Raw genomic sequence first — 16674 nt, 5'->3', positions numbered from 1 at the left:
TGAGTCTAATCAGTTCCCTAACTCAATTTGAGAGAATTATGCAATTCATCGATCTTAAAAAACAATATAAATTAATTGAAACAGATATCCTGCGAGGCATCCAAACTGTTTTAGAGCATGGTCAATATATTATGGGACCTGAAATCGCCAAACTTGAACGACAATTGGCGGAGTTTGTAAATGTTAAACATGCCATTGTTAATTCAAGCGGTACAGATGCCTTGCTGATGGCTTTGTTAGCCTTGGAGCTGGAGCCAGGTGATGAAGTTATTACCAGTCCTTTCAGTTTTTTTGCTACAGGTGAAGTGATTGCTCTTGTCGGCGCCAAACCTGTTTTTGTTGATATCGATCCAACAACGTACAATATTGACGCAACAAAAATCAAAGAAGCTATTACTGACAAAACAAAAGCAATCATGCCAGTGAGTTTATATGGCCAATGTGCTGATATGACGACAATCAATGAGGTTGCAAAGCAATTCGGCTTACCAGTTATTGAAGATGCCGCCCAAAGTTTTGGGGCTACCTACCAAGGCGCATACTCCTGTGCCTTATCGACAATTGGATGTACCAGTTTCTTCCCATCCAAACCGCTGGGTGGTTATGGTGATTCTGGAGCCTGCTTTACAGATGATGATATTCTTGCCGAACGATTGATAGAAATCCGTAATCATGGGCAAAATACAAGATACTGCCATAAACGAATTGGTATTAATGGCCGAATGGATACCCTACAAGCAGCTATCCTGATTGAAAAAATGAAATTATTCCCTGATGAAATTGCCATGCGTCAACGGGTTGCACAACGTTACGAGCAATTGCTTGCTGATGTTGTTAAAACACCCTCTGTCATGGAAGGCAATACCAGTGTTTATGCTCAATATACAATCGAAGTTCCTCACCGCGATGATTTTCAGAAGCAAATGCAGGCTTTAGGTATTCCTACAGCAGTGCATTATCCGGTTGCCATGCATCAACAGCAGGCTCTCAGCGCTTTGGGCTATAAAATTGGTGATTTTCCCCATGCTGAAAAAGCAAGTAAACATGTAGTCAGTTTGCCAATGCACCCATACTTAAGCATGGAAGACCAGCAAAAAATTGCTCATGCAGTTAAAACTTGTCTGGTAAGTGAGTTGGCAGGGGTATAATGGCTTTGAAATTGATTGTAGCGCTGGATTTTGCAAATCGACAAGATGCGTTTGCCTTGGTTGAGCAATTAGAGCCGAGCCAATGCGCACTCAAGGTTGGTAGTGAAATGTTTACTCTTTTTGGTCCTGATTTTGTTCGTGATTTGGTGAAAAAAGGGTTTAAAATTTTTCTGGATTTGAAGTTTCATGATATTCCCAATACCGTCGCCCGAGCTTGTCAAGCTTGTGCTGAGCTTGGAGTTTGGATGATTAATGTTCATGCTTCAGGCGGTTTGGCAATGATGCAGACAGCAGTAAAGGCTTTAGAGCCTTATGGTGATAATCGTCCCTTACTCATTGCGGTGACTATTTTAACCAGTATGGCCACAGAGAATTTACCAGAGATTGGTATAGAGCCGTCTGTTGATACCCAGGTCAAACGATTGGCTAAACTTGCATTGCAAGCGGGACTTGACGGCGTTGTTTGTTCTGCCTTTGAAGTTCCAATGATTAAAAATACCTGCGGCCAATCTTTTTTGACCATTACGCCTGGTATTCGTTTGCCAGGAGATAAACTGAATGATCAGTCGCGTGTGATGACACCGGTGCAAGCGGTTGAAAATGGCAGTGATTTTTTGGTGCTTGGTCGTTCAATTACTACGGCGCCTAAGCCGGCGAATGTAGTGCAAGAACTGCTTGCGACAATCCCTTTATAAGTGATTGGTAGTGTAATACGCGAATTAGGTGAGATCTTCAGCACCTTATCTGCCGCGACTTGTTATTGCGAGATTGACAAAAAATTAAAATGAGAAAATACGGCTGTTCGGCCTGAGGAATCGCGCAGCGTTGTCTCGAAGCCTCGATGCTTAGTCTTTGAGACGTGGCTATGGCTTCTCAGGCCGAACAGAGACGCTGACTCCTTATTGTCCAAATTTTTGGGAGGATCTCTCAGGACTTGTTTGCTGCATTCAAAAGATGGTCAAATTAAAGCTGATCTACGGTGAGAGAACTATGTCAGATGCATTAAACCATTATTACCTGCAAAATATGGGGATAGACCGCTGGGTAGCGCGTCAAATCCGTTCTTCCTGCCCGCAGCAATTAGCTGAGTTGGCAAAGGAAGTTGCCTCCTGCATACGTTGCCCTTTGCATAAAACCCGTAGTAAAACCGTATTTTCGCGTGGTAATCCCAATGCTAAATTAATGATCATTGGAGAAGCACCTGGGTTTTATGAGGATAAGCAAGGACTACCTTTTGTAGGTAAAGCTGGCAGCTTGCTTAATCAGATGTTGCAAAGTATTGGCATGAAGGAGGAGGATGTTTATATAGCCAATGTTTTAAAATGCAGGCCTCCTGATAATCGAGATCCCGCGGCGGAGGAAATTATTCAATGTAGTTCCTACCTTGCCCAGCAGATTGATTTTATCAAGCCTGGATTGATTCTGGCACTGGGGCGCTTCGCAGGCCAATTTTTAGCAAATGAAGCATTACCACTGAATCGGTTACGTAACCAAGTATACCATTATAAAGATACTCCTTTTTTGGTAAGTTATCATCCGGCCTATTTATTACGAAATCCAATAGATAAGAAAAAGGCTTATGCTGACTTGAAAGCCGTGAAACATTTTTTAATGGAAAATTGTGCCTAAACGTCATGGCTTGACTTTAATTGAATTATTAATAAGCATGGCTCTCCTTGTGTGCTTGTGTTTCTTTGGTGTACCTTGGGGTGCCATGCTTTACCAAAGAAACCAATTACAGGTTAGAGAAAAAGAGATTATTACCGCATTGTATTATGCAAGGAATACTGCCCTTTTGCGGGGAGTCAGACTGGCTTTGACTCCTTTACCTGACTCGAACGATTGGTCGCAGGGAATGATTCTTTTTGTTGATAATAAAAATCATCAATTCCATACAGGCTGTGAACTATTACACCAATGGCATTGGCCGCAATCCAGTATCACACTTGGTTGGCATGGGTTTCACTCAAAAGATTACCTCTTATTCAGTTCTGAATTAAAGCGTATGGTTACCAGTGGGCACTTCCTCCTCCAAAACCCACAATCTGAACCGATAAAACTGGTGGTGAATCGATTCGGGCGTGTATTGCGGCAGCAAAATCTATAATTGAGTACAGCTTATTTTATCGTAAGTGAAGTGAATTTATAGACCATCTTTCTGTAACACACTGTTTCCAAAAAAAATAATTTTTTAGCTAGTATCACTTAGTCTACTTTAGAAAGATTAATAATTAATCACTATGGTTTTTATTTTCTTAATACTTACTTAATCTTAATCAGCTATAGTAACAATAGTTTAAAATTGTTTAATTAAAAGGCATTGAACTCGGATTTTGGTAAAAGGCTTGGAGCATAAAAAAGTTTGCCAGACTGTGCGGGAGTTTTTTATGAATAAAGCAGAATTAAGAACTAGGCTGAGTGCACTGATTGACGCTATTGATAATTTACAGCGCAATTATAAAGCTTGTCAGAAAGCAGGCGTTCCAGCAAATCTTACAGAAATAATTAAGATTGATGAACTAACTGTTTTAAAACAAAAATTTCAGCGCCTTTTAAGCCAGAATCCTATAGATTCATTAGAGCAAGTCTCTGGTGAGATAGAGAGAGAATTGCTGGCAGATCAAGTAAAAATAGTTGGCTCAGAAGAAAGTGCTTATAGAAAGTTTGTTGCTGCGCTTAAGGCACAAACACAGGCCCCCACCTATCCGGCAACCTGGAAAAATGATAATCAATTAAGACAAGCCCAAGAAGAATTTGAGCAGTTTGCAGTAGATGGTTGGATGGACAATGGCTATAACACGATTTTACAAAACATAGAAGTTAATGCTGCGGATAAAACAGCAAGTGAAGAGTTTGCACAAATATTCCCGAACTATATCAAGGCTAGAAGCAATATAGTCGCAAGAATAGAACAAATTAAAGAGGCATATCAACCGATTCTTAGCTATAGAAAGACAGTTGACGCTCAGAAGAAGCAATATCTTGACCCAATTAACACTTTGCTTAATGCCTTAAAGCATGAACATGGTGTTGATATTGACAATACACCACCTTATGTAGGTCTGACAAGAGAAGCAAGTACTGCAGATGCAGCATTAGGGCGTTTATTAACTGTTCCAACCGGTAGTGATTTGGTTAAGGCATACAAGGAATTCGCTCTTCCAAAAAAAGCATGTAACGAACAATTAGCTAAATTATCACAAATAAAAGAACATCTTGAGATCTTAGTTCAAGCCAAGGTTGATGAAAAGAAAAGAAGTGAAGAGCTTGATTCACTGAAAGCCAAGAGACCGGCTCGCAAGTTTCAAACGGTTGATGATGGCCTTCGAATTATCAAGGAAAATCATAAAAAATATTTAGAAGAAAATATGCTGACCCAACTTGACAGTTTGTCAAAGGGTAAAATCAAGGGTGAAAAAGTTAAGCAGATTAGGACTTATGCTGAAGCTCTAGTTCACTACGGACAAAAGAAAACAACCACAGATTATCTGACGGGTGCAATTGCTCAATTATCTACTCTTGCCAAACTGGGTGGTGGTGCTTTAGCTGCTCTACTCGGTGTGGGTGTTGGCGGGGCAACATTTTTGACTTCAAAAAGCGGTTTTCTTACCGGGATGATCAATCCTTTTGCTGGAGTGCAAAATGTGCTGACTGGTGCAGCCAGCGCTGGATTGGGTGCTGGGGTTGGCCTTATTACTTATAATCTTTGGAAAAAATCTTATCAGGGTGAGGCAGCACCTGATTTTGAGACCTTCCAGGCAGAAATGCGTAAGGCTGGTCTTGGTGAAAAATACGACGTTTTGGCAGGTAACATAGTCAAACTATTTCATTTACGAGAAGGCTTACTGCTTGGTTTGGAGAATAGTCTTACTCATACCAGCATGCGAGCAGAGTTTGCAAAAACACTACCTGAAGGTTCCAAAATTGATGATGAAGCTTTAAATATAGCTATCGAAGTCTATTTTCTACAACAACTGAATGAAGCGTTTAATGAAGCTTTTAAAGACATTTATAAGATTAAAGAACAAGAAATACAGCAAGAACTGAACCAATACAGAATAGTTAGCTGGTTCAAGAGTTGCTTTGAGGATCCTGCAAAGAGACAAGAGTTTACCCAGCAGTTACAAATTGAATTCATGACTCAGAGTATGCTCTTTTTGCAACATCAAATGAATGAGCCTGGCTTCTTAGCTGCTTATCCAGCGTTTACAGCAACAGTGGGTGGTTTAATTGCTGCTACTGTGGTTTTAGGTGTCGCTGCGGCGGTTGTTGGGGGGCCTATTACTTTAGGTATTTTAAGTATTGCCTTGGTTGCTGCTGCTGTGACTGCCGTTGCAAGCTATTTCGCAGTAACTAGAATTGACAGTTTGTACTATAAGCGTGATGCAAAAAATCGTCAGTCCATTGAAGAAACCATTGATATTGTTGACCACGAAATAGAACGATTGCAACAAGTTATCCAAAAAGTAAAAGAAACGACTCAAGAAGATCTTGCACAATTAGGGAGCTATCAAGAGGAGTCTTTCCTGGAGTCTGTGAGAACTATTGTAGGAAACTTGCCTGGTTTAGCAGCAAAACCTAATTATGCTGCGGTTGGCTCAAGTGACTCTTGGTACAGAGAACAAGCGTCTCGCTATCGTCACTCCAAACAAAGCGAAATTGATTTGGCGGAGAATCATCGTCGAATCATTGGTAAAGCAGTGGAGCAGACCGAGTTAATGCAAGATAGCTTGCTTGGTAGCGGAGATGAGCTAAGAGGTTTTATTAGTGATACAACTGCCTATTTAAATGATGAGAAAAATCAGGGTTTTATCAAAAAATTTGAATTGAAAGCAAAAATCAGACAACAAGTTCTGGAAATTGTTGCCATTGTTCCTGTAACAATGGGAGCATTACCCCCCTATTTGGTTGATTTTTATACCGGGCAATTGGGTGGTTCTGTACAGGACTTGGAACTCGCCAGAAAGTTAGCCCCTATCGTTAAGAAGGATGTCAGACAAAATGATGAAAGCCATCCCCTTAAAGTGGTATTAAAAGCAGCTTATGAATTTAATGAGGAATTGATTGCTAAAGGTAATCCACGCATCTTAACTGGTGATGCAACCTATCGAGCTATTCTTGGTTTAAAGGTGGATAGTGAGGAAGATCGGATTGAAAACAAAATCAATGGCGGGAATGTTCAAGATTATCTAGATAGTTCTTATGAATTCCTCTTATCGCTTTTAAAGCATGATGAAAAAGCAACTCTCGAGACGCCTTATCAGTTGAGCGAAGCATTTATCGTCTACAGGACTTTATTAATCAAGCAATTGGCAAGTTTAGCTGATCCCAATAACCAGCATGTTAAAAAGGGAGTACGCTCAGCTGTTGAAAAATTTGTGAAAGAAAAACTACATCTTGATCCACAAGTGGTCTTTAATAATGCGTTAAACCAAGCTCTATTTGTTGACGCCAGCGGTGATAAACAAATGACAAATCCACTTGGTATACCTTGCTCTGTAGCTGCTGTTACCGATGTGACAAAAGCTATTATGACCGACTTGGCTTATGATTCTGTTCAGGCTTATAATCCTCGTGCTGCTCTTACTCCAAGTCTGCTTATCAGAGACGAAGCGGAAGAGTTTTTAACGAGGACTGCTAATCGTGGAACGATGTTTGCCTATGCAAATGCTGAGGAGGTATTGCGGGCGCAAGGAACGAAGGAGTTCGCAAAAGAAATAGAGACGACTATTGCCAGAACCCGCGAGTTTATTGATGAAATAGCGCAAAGCCCCACTTTAGTGGAGTCTGGTGCTCGAGATATTTATATTCGTGGCGTGCTTGATCACATTGCTAAGATACAAGGGCAAATAGCTATAGCGATTAGTAGTGGAAAGGGCTCCAAAGACGCGCTCGAAACCGTAAAAGCCGACTTAGACGCTTTCGCAAACGAATTGAGGAATCCTCAAGCTAAAAAAGTAGAGAAAACACCAGTTGTTTCTGTTTCAGCGACTCAGGTTAAAGATAAAGAAACTCTTTTGGATGACTTTATAAAAGATGTTGAAAAACTCATTAGCGATTTAAGGGGACAGGTTCGAAACTTGTCAAGAGAAAGAGTAAATGGCCTCTTTGATCCGTCGGCACTAAATGCTGTAAAAAATAAGATTCATGCGGCTGTTCTTCTTGAAAATGCCTTAAAGGCAGCACAACATAGTCGTATTGATACGGATTTTTTAGTTAATGAAGCCTATACAGGTCATGTAGTAGGAGACCTCCAAGAGGTCATAAATAAAAATTTGGAGAGTATGGGGTACAAAAATCTGCAAGCTATGTTTGCTGATTTACCTACAGCCCTTGTGAAAGAACCTTAATTTTAGCCGTAGTAATAATTTAAATTCTGAGCGGCGGTTTGATACCGCCGTTTTTTCTTGCTGAATAAGCTATTACATTCTTCCTTGTCACTAATGTTATAATCCATCAAATAGTTAGGCTGAACCCATTTATTGATTAAGAATGTTAATTAAAGCTGATAATTTATTAAATACCCTAAGTACCCCCCCTGCAGAGATAGAGTGCTGGCTTAAACACCAATTGTCGTTGACTGCTAAACTTAGAAGCGACGCCGGTGAGGCGCGACTTGAAGTACTTAAGCAACATTGGGTGAGGCCAAACTGGTGGGACAAATTTACGTTGGGCTTACAAACCAGCCTGGTCATGCATCGTGACATAATCATGCTAGCAGAGCAAAATCCTTGCTGGTTTGCCCGTACTATCATTCCTGAATTGTCGTATCAAACGACTCCTGCATTTTTTGCAAGATTACAATATGAATCCTTAGGTGACCTTGTTTTCAGTGAAGTTGAGGTATGTCGAGAGCAAATGATTCACTACGCAATTAACCAACAATCCCTGGAGTATTATTGGTTACAACCTTATCTTGGTAGTCAAAAGACAGAGCTTTGGTCGCGTTTATCCGTTTTTACTATTGCTGAAAAATCCCCTTTTTATCTTTTGGAAGTATTATTACCTGGCTTATTAAGGAGCATCAATTGAAAGGGAGTTACCTAAGATTAATGCGCTTCCATAAGCCGGTGGGCATTTTGTTGTTATGGTTGCCTACAGCCTGGGCTTTATGGATAGCTAATCAGGGCCATCCTTCGTTAGAACTGATTGTTTTGTTTTTATGCGGTACTGTGCTAATGCGTGCAGCTGGTTGTGTTATTAATGACATTGCCGATCGCCACATCGATTTGCATGTTGAACGAACACAAAGGAGGCCTCTGACCTCTGGCGAAGTCAGTTTGATAGAGGCCTTTGTACTGTTATTTATTTTATTGTTTGCCGCACTAATGATACTGTTGCAACTGCCAAAGCAGTGCTTTTATTATGCTTTATTTGCTGTTTTTATTACGTTTTTATACCCATTTTGTAAACGTTTTATTCAAGGACCGCAATTAGTATTGGGAGTCGCTTTTTCTATGGGGATTCCGATGGCTTATGCTGCATCAGGAAAAGTGCCTGATAGCATGATGTTTTATTTATTAATTATTAATTTTATGTGGATTGTTGCCTATGACAGCCAGTATGCGATGGTGGATCGTGAAGATGATTTGCGTATAGGAGTAAAATCAACTGCTATTTTGTTTGCTGATTACGATCGCATTATTATTGGCATTTTGCAGATAGTGTTTCATGGTTTGTGGTTATTTTTAGCTATCAGATTAAATAATTTCTGGCCCTTTTTTTATTGCTGGTTGCTTGCTGCTTTTTTGTTGGGTTACCAACAAAAGTTAATTGCCAAACGCCAGTCTGCTCAATGCTTGCAGGCTTTTTCCTCCAATAATTGGTATGGTGCTCTGATGTGGTTGGCTATTATTTTGAATTATTACTGTTAGAGGTTGTTTGGCAGTAAAGAGGAGAGCTATTCATGCCGATTATGTGGTATTGAATTTTGGTTGAGCAGTACATCCAGAAGGCCGCTGGCACCGATACGAAACCAGGATTTGTTTAAATTATGGGCGAGCACAAGGCTAGCCAGTGCCATATACGTGTAGGCTTGCTCAGGCTGTTTTATACCTCCTGAGACTTTTAAACCGCAGGACGCTTTACTGTCTTTAATTGCTTTTAACATGGCAAAAGCAGCAGAAGGGGTTGCCCCCTGAGCAATTTTCCCGGTTGAGGTTTTCAGGAAATCACAACCATTGTTAATGATCTCAGTACTGAGATCATAGATAAATTCCATTGACGGTAACGCTCCTGTTTCCAAAATGACTTTAAAGAGGATATTTTCCTGTTGGCATAGTTGGTAGACTTGCTGGCACTGGGTTAAGGCAGAAGAGGTTTTTTTTGCCAAATAATCCTGGTAGGGAAATACATAATCAACTTCATCGACTTTAGTGTTAATGATCGTTTTTTCGATTGCTGCTAAAACTTCTTTGTGAGGTTGACTTCCTGTGGGAAAGTTGGCTACGGTGGCTAATTTAACTGTCGTTATATGGCGGATTATTTCCAGTTGTTCTGGCAATACACAGACCGCGGCAACTTGATGTAAATTCGCTTTTTTACCTAAAGAGTAAAGCTCTTCATAGCCAGCCGTTTCATCCAGAAGGGTTAAATCAAGGAGAGGAATTACCTCTGAATTGGCAATAGGTTGCTGACGCAAGATTTCATTTAACTCACCTAGCGTCAGTAAAAATTCTGTTTCGAGACTCACGCCAGCTCCGCAATAAACTGTTTCACAAGTCTATTTAATTTTTCTGCTGCTTTAGAAGCCATTAATACAACGGCTTCATGACTATGGCTTGTGCGTGAAAGGCCGGTGGCATAATTGGTAATGGTAGCAATGACGGCTACTTTCATACCACAATGATTGGCAACCAATACTTCAGGCACAGTCGACATGCCCACGGCATCCGCTCCCATAATACGAAAAGCCCTAATTTCAGCCGCAGTTTCATAATTTGGACCTAAGACGGAAAGATAAACGCCTTGGTTTAAAGCAATATTTTCTTTATGGGCAATTTGTAACAATTTATCACGCATACCTTGATCATAGGCATTGTCCAGAGGGAAAAAGCGAGAGCCGAATTCATCGTCATTAGGTCCAACCAAAGGATTTCCAGGTTGCATGTTAATGTGATCAGTAATCAGCATCAGTTCACCAGGCCCGACGTCTTCACGTAGAGAGCCTGATGCATTGGTTGCCATAAAATGGCTGCAACCAAGTAAGCGTAAGGTTCGTACATAAGTTTTAACAGTATCGTGATGATCGCCTTCATAGCTATGAGCACGTCCCTGCAAACAAACCACACCAATACCAGATAAGTAACCCACTACTAAATTGCCGCCATGCCCATGCACAGTTATTTTGGGGAATCCAGGTAATTCGTCGTAACTGATTGTTACAGCATCATCTAATTGCTCAGCGAAACTGCCTAAACCTGAGCCCAGCACGATGCCTATCGTTGGTTTAAAGCTAGGTACTTGTTGTTTAATTTTTTCTGCCGCTAAATGGGCTGAAGTAAGGTTCGATTTCGTCATATTTGTTCCAGATTAAGGCTTAAATTTGAAGGCTTCAGGCAGTAATTCCCCGATTGACATTGATTTTATTACTGTTTCACTATTGCAAAGATGAATCAAGGCATCGGGAGCTGAAAACTCAGCTATCCGCTGGCGGCATGCTCCGCATGGTGGACATAGGGTATTTTGGTTATTTAGTACAACGATTGATTTGATTTTTTGTATACCTGCAGCCACCATTTGGCAAATGGCTGATGATTCAGCGCAAATGGATAGCCCATAAGAAGCATTTTCAACATTAACACCAGAGAAAAACCGATCATCCTCACTGCATAAGCAAGAAGCTACTTTAAAATTGGAGTAGGGCGCATAAGCCCGACCCAAGACTTGCTTTGCGTGCTCAATCATCGATTTTGTTAGCTCGCTCATGTATTAATTACTCCTGAAACAGCCTGCAAACTATACTCATTATCCTTTGACCTGACAAGTCGTGAGCTTATTATTGCGATTATAAGTGATCTATTCGTAATTTTCTTGTTATATTTTGGTCAATAGAATTAAAATAAGGATGGTTAGATTAATATTTATTCAATGTTTATTCATATTATATTGGCGCTGCTTTCAATCATTGCTTAAAACAAACAACAAGAGTTTGGGGTTGAAGAGACATCCATAGACTGGCTGTGACTAGCAGAGATCTCCACAGGAAGCTTGGTTGCTAAAACAGGAGGGAAGTGCGCGACCTCGTGAGATGGGCGTGGCTGCGCTTGAGGTGACTGGTCACTTAGGAGATTAAACGGGTTTATCATTTTGATATAACTCATATCTATCCCATCAGAGGCCTGTTTACGGTAGATATAATCTGTCAGAAAATAAATTGCCAATGCTCCCAGGCCAACACCAGCAACAGAGGAAAAAGTCAGTATTAGCACTGCCTCTGCTGGGAAAAAAATAACAAGGGTAGTGTCTAATGCGGTAAGAAAAGATAAGGCCGTCGTAGTGATTGCATAGCGCAAGTAGGCCGTTTGTAGGCTGACTGAATAATCTTTTTCAGAAATAGGTAGACTCTGTTTTTTATGATACTCACTAATACACCAGATACTGTTACTAGAAGCAAAAAGCCAGGTGGCCGGGATAATGGCTAAAGGCATGCTGAGCGCTGCCACGCAACTGATTATTGCTGCTATACCCAGGATGACAGCAATGATGTGTTGGTTTTTAAATTCAGTAAATCCATACCAAGATTGCGCTTTACGTGGATAATCAGGATACAGTCGGCTTGCAAGAAACCAGAGACAATAGGCAATAGCATATAAAAAAAGTGAAGCAAGATTTGACAGAGTTGCCAGCACAATAAAAGGGGTATGATGTAGTTTTGATACCGCAAATCCGGCAAAGAAAAAGGCAGTGCTGGCTTTATTAAGTTTTTCGGCATGGCTCACTGCTTGGCCCCTCTATCTTTTGAGAATTTGATACAAAAATTCTTTAAGCTGTTTATTTCAGAACTGGGTCTTTGATTGGTAATTTTAAGCAGAAAAAACTAACCCCTTCTATCCGATGCAAATTATATCCAATCATATAGAGCCAGTGAAGAGGATTAACCAATCGTGGTACTTAAAATCGTGCTGGATAGCGCCATTGGTTATAATGGATTGTTATTGGAAAAAATCTAAGCAGGTAATTGGTTTTCCAAAAGTGGTAAGCTAATTCTTACCAGTAGTCCGCCTTCCTTGCGATTCATTGCCTGTATATTACCATGATGCAATTTAATGGCTTGTTGTGCAATTGCTAAGCCAAGGCCATAGCCGCCTGTTTTCTTTTCTCTCGATGTGTCAACTCGGTAGAATGGATTAAAAATACGCTCTAATTGTTCTTCTGGAACACCGGGACCATTATCTTCAATGTTAATATGGATTTCCGAGTTGGTTTCATTGCGTTGTAATGAAACAATGACCTTTGGCTCAGGTGCTGCATAACGAAGTGCATTCCGTATGATATTTTCAATAGCCCGATGAATTAATCGCTCATCCAGAAAGAGCTTATACTCTTGTGATTTGCGTAGTATCACTCCTGATTGGGTATTTCTAAGCTCGAAATTAGCATCTTCAATAATCTGGTTGAGTAAATCAGATAAATTGACAACCGTTCTATTTAACTGGCTTGAGGATTTATCCAGTCTTGCAAACTCCAGAATTTCTCCTATGAGTGTATTTAACCGCAAACACTCAACTTCCATACGGTTGAATTCAACTTCAGCCAACTGAGATGCTTTTTTCCTTCCCAATTCGATGGCGATTTGTAAACGGGCTAACGGCGAGCGTAATTCATGAGAAATATCTTGTAATAAACGCTCTTTGGAATTAACAATGGTTTCCAATTGTTCGGCCATACTATCGAATTCACCACTTAATTCAGCAATTTCATCACGGTAATGGCCTTTGAAGCGGCCAACGCGTGTGTTTAATTTGCCTGTCGCTATTGATTGCGCTGCCATTCTTAAGGACTGTAAAGGTTGAGTTAGGTAAATGGATAAAAGATAGCAAATAAGGCCGCTAATAAAAATTGCGATGGTTAAGCGTATCGTCAGGCCAGCCCATGGAATTTCCACAAAATGAGCCAGTGGTTTGGTACTAACTGCTACCAGCCGATAAGCCCTTCCTGATGTAGAAAGAATCTCGTGGCTGACTATAATATCACCGAATTTGAGTAGTCCATCATCCAATTGTTCGTCTACCAAATTGGCAGAAATATGTTTAACTATTTCTGGTGGGGTTGCACTACCAATAATCTCGCCTGTACTGCTAATTAAATACAAGGTCATATGTCTGGATACACCAGTTCTATTGAGCCATTTTTTCAAAGCTAAATGTTGGCCTGACTCAAAGGTGGCTACTGCTGCATTGGCGTAACTATCCATAAAGACTCGTTCGCGGGCTGGTATTGATGATTTCTGAGCAATTTCACTCGTTACCCAGGCAGTGGTAATAATGATTAAAATGGTTGCTAACCAAAATGAAAGGAAGATTTTCCAATACAGTCTAAGCATTAAACATATACCCAAAGCCACGAACGGTTTTAACAAACGGTTCTCCAGCTTGATTATCACCTAGTTTATTGCGTAAGTTACTAATGTGAACGTCAATACTGCGATCATAGGCAGTATATTTTCTACCTAATGCATATTCTGTTAATTCTTCTTTTGAGAAAGCCTGCCCTGGTGATTTAATTAACATTTCCAAAATATTAAATTCGGCGTTAGTTAAGTCCATGGGCTCGCCATTGTGAGTCGCTAGCCGTTTTGAGCAATCAACAAGAATCCCTTGATGTTCAATAATGGGTCTTTGCGTGGGGATTTTTTGAGTTCGTCGCAGAATGGCGCGTAATCTTGCGACCAGTTCACGGGGGTTGCAGGGCTTGGGTAAATAATCATCAGCACCAATTTCAAGTCCAACAATACGATCAATATCATCGCCACGCGCAGTTAACATCAAAACTGGCGTTTGCAAATGCTCCCGTATTGCTTTTAACACTTCAAAACCGTTTAATTTGGGGAGCATGACATCTAAAATGATTGCATCAAATGCCTGGTTCAGTGCTTTTTTTACGGCACTTTCGCCATCATGAACACAGACAACATGGAAACCTTCCGGCTCTAAATACTGGACTAACAAATCGGTAAGTTCCGTATCGTCATCTACAATCAAGATGTTGTTATTCATTACTTAGTTGTCCTTGACATTATGTCTTTGTTGCTGCTTACGTTTATCAAAACAGGCAAGTAGCTTAATACGTCTGGAGTCTGCATTAATAACTTTAAATTCAAACTCATTAATTGTAATCGCTTCACCTCGTTTAGGTAAATAGCCAAAAGTACTCATGACAATACCACCAATGGTATCGTAGTTTTCATCGCTAAAATTAGCTTCTAGCTGCTCATTAAACTCTTCAATGGGGGTATGTGCTTTCACAATATAATAAGCATCCCCATGTGCTTTGATATATGCCTCTTCATCGATATCAAATTCGTCTTCAATATCGCCAATTATTTGTTCAATAATATCTTCAATCGTGACAAAGCCGTTTACAGCACCATATTCATCAACAACAATTGCCATATGATTCCGATTATTACGAAATTCGCTAAGTAATAAATCCAGTCGCTTGCTTTCTGGTACAAAAGTGGTGAAGCGGATAATATCGTGTAAATCGAAGTCGGTTGTTCGCTCAGCCTGATAACGAAGTAAATCTTTTGCATGCAGGATACCAATAATTTCGTCTTTATTGTCTCCGGTAACTGGAAAGCGAGAGTGGCCTGAACTGGTAACGGTATCAATGATATCTTTCAATTCATCGTCTTGGGAAATGCAAGTCATTTGGTTTTTAGGCAGCATAATATCTCGTACTCGCATTTGCGCAAATTGAATAACGCCCTCTATCATGCTTAAGGTTTCTGAATCGATTAGTGAGCGAGCGTGAGCATCACGCAGCAAACTAATTAACTCCTCTTTATTTTGTGGCTCAACTTGTAAAAATTGCCTTAAGCGCATAAACCATGAACCAGTATCATCCTCTTTACTCAATATGGCTACCCTCTATGTGATAAGGATTAGAAAAACCAAGTTTGGCAAGCAATTTAATTTCGGTGGCTTGCATGACTTCAGCATCACTCTCTTGAATATGGTCATAACCTAATAAATGCAAGACCCCGTGAATGATAATATGTGCCCAATGCTCTGCCAGGGGTTTATCTTGCTCAATACTTTCTGCCCGTAAAACCGATGGGCAGATAATGACATCGCCAAGCAAGGGATATTCAAGCTCAACGCCAGCTGGAATAGCACTAGGGAAAGCAAGTACATTGGTCGCTTTGTTTTGTTGTCTGTAAGCATGATTTAGTTGGGTCATTTCTTTATCATCAACTAGACGCACTGTTAATTCAGCTGTTTGCAGGTGGTCAATAAGTGGTAATTCGGCCCAGGAAATAAGCTTTTCGTCACTAACTGGAATCGGGTCATCGCAAGCATTTTGTAAGTCAATGTGGTATGCCATTATTTTTTATCCTTGGTAATTTTATCATAGCAATCAACAATGCGAGAAACTAAAGGATGTCGCACCACTTCACGGCTAGTGAAAGTGTGTATACTAATTTCAGGGACATCTGCCAAGAGTTTAATTGCATGAGGCAGTCCTGAATCGGTTCCTTTGGGTAAATCTATCTGAGTCATGTCGCCTGTAATGACTGCTTTAGAACCAAAACCCATACGTGTTAGAAACATTTTCATTTGTAAAATGGTGGTGTTTTGGGCTTCATCAAGAATAATAAAGGCTTCATTGAGCGTTCTACCACGCATAAAGGCCAGAGGAAGGATTTCAATAATATCGGTTTGGATAAGTTTCTGTGTTTCTTTAAAACCGATCATTTCATAAAGTGCATCATAAATAGGACGAAGATAGGGTAGGACTTTCTCAACAAGATCACCAGGCAAAAAACCCAGTTTTTCACCGGCCTCCACAGCAGGCCTAACAAAAACAAGACGCTGCACTTCACCTTTCTCAAAGCATTCTATTGCTTTGGAGACGGCCAGATAAGTTTTACCAGTACCGGCAGGACCCACGGCAAAAATAATGTCATGGGTATTGATGCTTTGAAGATAATCAGCTTGTTTACTATTTCGTGGTTGTATGGTCTTACGATTGAGTTTTATCGAATGGGTCATCATGGTTTGCGGTGCCTTATGGTTTAATAGGGAGTTTATTAATTCAACAGGTATTGGTTGATTAGTTAGTTGTTGCAGCTGTTTAATAAGCTGTTTCACCTGATGCAGGCTGGGAGTTGAATGTCCATATAAAACGCATCCATCATGACCGATTTTTATGGTCACATTAAAATGTTTTTCCAACAGATTGATATTTTCATGCAATACGCCACACAAATTTGCCAGTTGCTGTGAGCTTAAATGAGGAAATATAACTTTTTCGCTTTGTAGTGTACTACTCAATGCTGTATTAAAGGTTTGTTCTGCATATG

16 protein-coding genes are annotated in these 16674 nt (G+C 40.3%); 7 read left to right on the top strand and 9 right to left on the bottom strand.

Features of this window, described 5'->3' with window-relative positions; genetic code table 11:
- The first annotated feature begins 38 nt into the window (after positions 1-38).
- The 7 genes from DYC89_RS08555 (at position 39) to ubiA (ending at position 9022) form a co-directional block, all read left to right on the top strand.
- The gene (locus tag DYC89_RS08555; protein WP_115221406.1) at positions 39-1148 is read left to right on the top strand and encodes a DegT/DnrJ/EryC1/StrS family aminotransferase; all 1110 of its coding nucleotides are present in this window, start codon (positions 39-41) and stop codon (positions 1146-1148) included.
- On the top strand, positions 1148-1843 hold the full coding sequence (pyrF, locus tag DYC89_RS08550) for an orotidine-5'-phosphate decarboxylase (RefSeq protein WP_115221405.1): 696 nt from the start codon (positions 1148-1150) through the stop codon (positions 1841-1843). The genes DYC89_RS08555 and pyrF overlap by 1 nt, the downstream gene beginning before the upstream one ends.
- A 295-nt stretch (positions 1844-2138) precedes the next feature.
- Positions 2139-2777, top strand: coding sequence for a uracil-DNA glycosylase (locus tag DYC89_RS08545; protein ID WP_115222706.1), 639 nt, complete (start codon positions 2139-2141; stop codon positions 2775-2777).
- Positions 2770-3255, top strand: a complete 486-nt coding sequence (locus DYC89_RS08540) for a GspH/FimT family pseudopilin (protein ID WP_115221404.1) — start codon at positions 2770-2772, stop codon at positions 3253-3255. The genes DYC89_RS08545 and DYC89_RS08540 overlap by 8 nt, the downstream gene beginning before the upstream one ends.
- A 280-nt stretch (positions 3256-3535) precedes the next feature.
- Entirely contained in the window at positions 3536-7498 is a 3963-nt protein-coding gene (locus DYC89_RS08535; RefSeq protein ID WP_115221403.1) for a hypothetical protein, read from the top strand.
- A 142-nt stretch (positions 7499-7640) separates the two neighbouring features.
- Entirely contained in the window at positions 7641-8180 is a 540-nt protein-coding gene (locus DYC89_RS08530; protein WP_115221402.1) for a chorismate--pyruvate lyase family protein, read from the top strand.
- 20 nt (positions 8181-8200) lie between these two features.
- The gene (gene ubiA, locus DYC89_RS08525) at positions 8201-9022 is read left to right on the top strand and encodes a 4-hydroxybenzoate octaprenyltransferase (protein ID WP_220271790.1); all 822 of its coding nucleotides are present in this window, start codon (positions 8201-8203) and stop codon (positions 9020-9022) included.
- Between the two features lie 26 nt (positions 9023-9048).
- Here the strand turns inward: ubiA and deoC are convergent, their stop codons facing one another.
- The 9 genes from deoC to DYC89_RS08480 form a co-directional block, all read right to left on the bottom strand.
- Entirely contained in the window at positions 9049-9840 is a 792-nt protein-coding gene (deoC, locus tag DYC89_RS08520) for a deoxyribose-phosphate aldolase (RefSeq protein ID WP_115221400.1), read from the bottom strand.
- Positions 9837-10667 (bottom strand): purine-nucleoside phosphorylase, encoded by an 831-nt coding sequence (locus DYC89_RS08515; RefSeq protein ID WP_115221399.1) that lies wholly within the window; start codon positions 10665-10667, stop codon positions 9837-9839. The genes deoC and DYC89_RS08515 overlap by 4 nt, the downstream gene beginning before the upstream one ends.
- Positions 10668-10679: 12 nt before the next feature.
- Entirely contained in the window at positions 10680-11075 is a 396-nt protein-coding gene (cdd, locus tag DYC89_RS08510) for a cytidine deaminase (protein ID WP_115221398.1), read from the bottom strand.
- Positions 11076-11278: 203 nt separating this feature from the next.
- On the bottom strand, positions 11279-12088 hold the full coding sequence (locus DYC89_RS08505; RefSeq protein WP_115221397.1) for a hypothetical protein: 810 nt from the start codon (positions 12086-12088) through the stop codon (positions 11279-11281).
- A 227-nt stretch (positions 12089-12315) separates the two neighbouring features.
- Complete coding sequence (gene cpxA, locus DYC89_RS08500) at positions 12316-13692, bottom strand: two-component system sensor histidine kinase CpxA (protein ID WP_115221396.1); 1377 nt, start codon at positions 13690-13692, stop codon at positions 12316-12318.
- Complete coding sequence (gene cpxR, locus DYC89_RS08495) at positions 13685-14365, bottom strand: two-component system response regulator CpxR (protein ID WP_115221395.1); 681 nt, start codon at positions 14363-14365, stop codon at positions 13685-13687. Before cpxR ends, cpxA begins: the two co-directional genes overlap by 8 nt.
- A gap of 3 nt (positions 14366-14368) precedes the next feature.
- A complete protein-coding gene (locus tag DYC89_RS08490) occupies positions 14369-15193 on the bottom strand; it encodes an HlyC/CorC family transporter (RefSeq protein WP_370634588.1) in 825 nt (274 codons plus the stop codon).
- A 25-nt stretch (positions 15194-15218) separates the two neighbouring features.
- Positions 15219-15695, bottom strand: a complete 477-nt coding sequence (gene ybeY / locus DYC89_RS08485) for an rRNA maturation RNase YbeY (protein ID WP_115221393.1) — start codon at positions 15693-15695, stop codon at positions 15219-15221.
- Positions 15695-16645 carry a PhoH family protein gene (locus DYC89_RS08480; protein WP_181879358.1) on the bottom strand — a complete coding sequence of 317 codons (951 nt, stop codon included), beginning with the start codon at positions 16643-16645 and terminating at the stop codon, positions 15695-15697. Before DYC89_RS08480 ends, ybeY begins: the two co-directional genes overlap by 1 nt.
- Between the last annotated feature and the right edge of the window lie 29 nt (positions 16646-16674).

The organism is Legionella donaldsonii (assembly GCF_900452385.1).
Taxonomy (GTDB): domain Bacteria; phylum Pseudomonadota; class Gammaproteobacteria; order Legionellales; family Legionellaceae; genus Tatlockia; species Tatlockia donaldsonii.
This window is presented reverse-complemented; position numbering and strand designations above follow the sequence as displayed.

Coding starts and splice junctions, on each gene's coding strand:
- ubiA (WP_220271790.1), top strand. CDS start 8,201: ATGCGCTTCCATAAGCCGGTGGGCATTTTGTTGTTATGGTTGCCTACA.
- cdd (WP_115221398.1), bottom strand. CDS start 11,075: ATGAGCGAGCTAACAAAATCGATGATTGAGCACGCAAAGCAAGTCTTG.
- DYC89_RS08515 (WP_115221399.1), bottom strand. CDS start 10,667: ATGACGAAATCGAACCTTACTTCAGCCCATTTAGCGGCAGAAAAAATT.
- DYC89_RS08530 (WP_115221402.1), top strand. CDS start 7,641: ATGTTAATTAAAGCTGATAATTTATTAAATACCCTAAGTACCCCCCCT.
- DYC89_RS08490 (WP_370634588.1), bottom strand. CDS start 15,193: ATGCGCTTAAGGCAATTTTTACAAGTTGAGCCACAAAATAAAGAGGAG.
- DYC89_RS08555 (WP_115221406.1), top strand. CDS start 39: ATGCAATTCATCGATCTTAAAAAACAATATAAATTAATTGAAACAGAT.
- pyrF (WP_115221405.1), top strand. CDS start 1,148: ATGGCTTTGAAATTGATTGTAGCGCTGGATTTTGCAAATCGACAAGAT.
- ybeY (WP_115221393.1), bottom strand. CDS start 15,695: ATGGCATACCACATTGACTTACAAAATGCTTGCGATGACCCGATTCCA.
- cpxA (WP_115221396.1), bottom strand. CDS start 13,692: ATGCTTAGACTGTATTGGAAAATCTTCCTTTCATTTTGGTTAGCAACC.
- DYC89_RS08545 (WP_115222706.1), top strand. CDS start 2,139: ATGTCAGATGCATTAAACCATTATTACCTGCAAAATATGGGGATAGAC.
- cpxR (WP_115221395.1), bottom strand. CDS start 14,365: ATGAATAACAACATCTTGATTGTAGATGACGATACGGAACTTACCGAT.
- DYC89_RS08535 (WP_115221403.1), top strand. CDS start 3,536: ATGAATAAAGCAGAATTAAGAACTAGGCTGAGTGCACTGATTGACGCT.